The organism is Collinsella aerofaciens, assembly GCF_015552075.1.
Taxonomy (GTDB): domain Bacteria; phylum Actinomycetota; class Coriobacteriia; order Coriobacteriales; family Coriobacteriaceae; genus Collinsella; species Collinsella aerofaciens_Y.
The window spans coordinates 1-1,339 of sequence record NZ_JADNDZ010000118.1 but is presented as its reverse complement, the minus strand read 5'-3'; the positions used below and the strand labels follow the sequence as shown (position 1 = coordinate 1,339).

The following is a 1,339-nucleotide window of genomic DNA, read 5'->3' as shown; positions in this document are numbered from 1 at the left end:
GGGCCTCAAGGTCGTCGACCTCGCCGTCCACGGCGACTCGCGCGGCTGGTTCAAGGAGAACTGGCAGCGCGCCAAGATGACCGCCCTGGGCATCCCGGACCTCAGGGTCGTCCAGAACAACATCTCCTACAACGACAGCCGCGGCGTCACCCGCGGCATCCACGCCGAGCCCTGGGACAAGTTCATCTCCGTGGCGCGCGGCAGCGTCTTCGGCGCCTGGGTGGACCTGCGCGAGGGCAGCGAGACCTACGGGAAGGTGTTCACCTGCACGCTCGACCCGTCCAAGGCCATCTACGTCCCGCGCGGCGTGGGCAACTCCTTCCAGGCCCTGGAGGACGGCACCGCCTACACCTACCTGGTGGACGCCCACTGGTCCCTCGAGCTCAAGAAGACCTACACCTTCGTGAACCTCGCCGACCCCGAGCTCGCCATCGAGTGGCCGATCCCGCTGGATCAGGCCACCGTATCCGAGGCCGACCTCAACCACCCGATGCTCGCCGACGTCGTCCCGATGGCGCCCAGGAGGACGCTCGTCACCGGCTGCAACGGCCAGCTGGGCCATGCGGTGCGTGCGCTCGCCGAGGAGCGCGGCGTCGCCAAGGACTTCGACTTCTGCGACATCGACACCTTCGACATGTCCGACCCCGAGGCCTACGCTCAGTACGACTGGTCGCTCTACGGCACCGTCATCAACTGCGGCGCCTACACGGCGGTCGACAGGGCCGAGACCCCCGAGGGCCGCGCCATCGCCTGGAAGGCCAACGCGACCGGTCCCGCCCTTCTCGCCCGAACCTGCGCCGAGCACGGCATCACGCTCGTCCACGTGTCCAGCGACTACGTCTTCGACGGCACCGCCGAGGTGCATACCGAGGACGAGCCCCTCAGCCCGCTGTCCGTCTACGGCCAGACCAAGGCCGCCGGCGACATCGCCGTGGCCGGGTGCCCGCGCCACTACATCATGCGCAGCTCCTGGGTCATCGGCGAGGGGCACAACTTCGTGAAGACCATGAAGGGCCTGTCCGACCGCGTCACAGACCCGGAGGACAAGCTGGGGCAGATCACAGTGGTCGACGACCAGCTGGGCCGCCTGACCTTCACGCGCGACATGGCGCGGGCCATCTTCCATGTGCTGGGGACGCACGCCCCCTACGGCACCTACGACTGCACCGGCTCCGGCGCCGTGAGGAGCTGGGCCGACATCGCCCGCGCCGTCTTCGAGGCCGCCAACGGCAACGGGGACAAGGTCGTGCCGGTCAGCACCGCCGACTACTACGCGAGCGCCGAGGGCCCCATCGCCCCGCGCCCGGTCCACTCCGCGCTCGACCTGTCCAAGCTCGAG

Annotated in this window: 1 protein-coding gene; it reads left to right on the top strand. The window is 69.2% G+C overall.

The window, feature by feature from the left end:
• The coding region (locus I2D41_RS09025) for a sugar nucleotide-binding protein (protein ID WP_195364295.1) at positions 1–1,339 on the top strand (1,339 nt) is incomplete at both ends.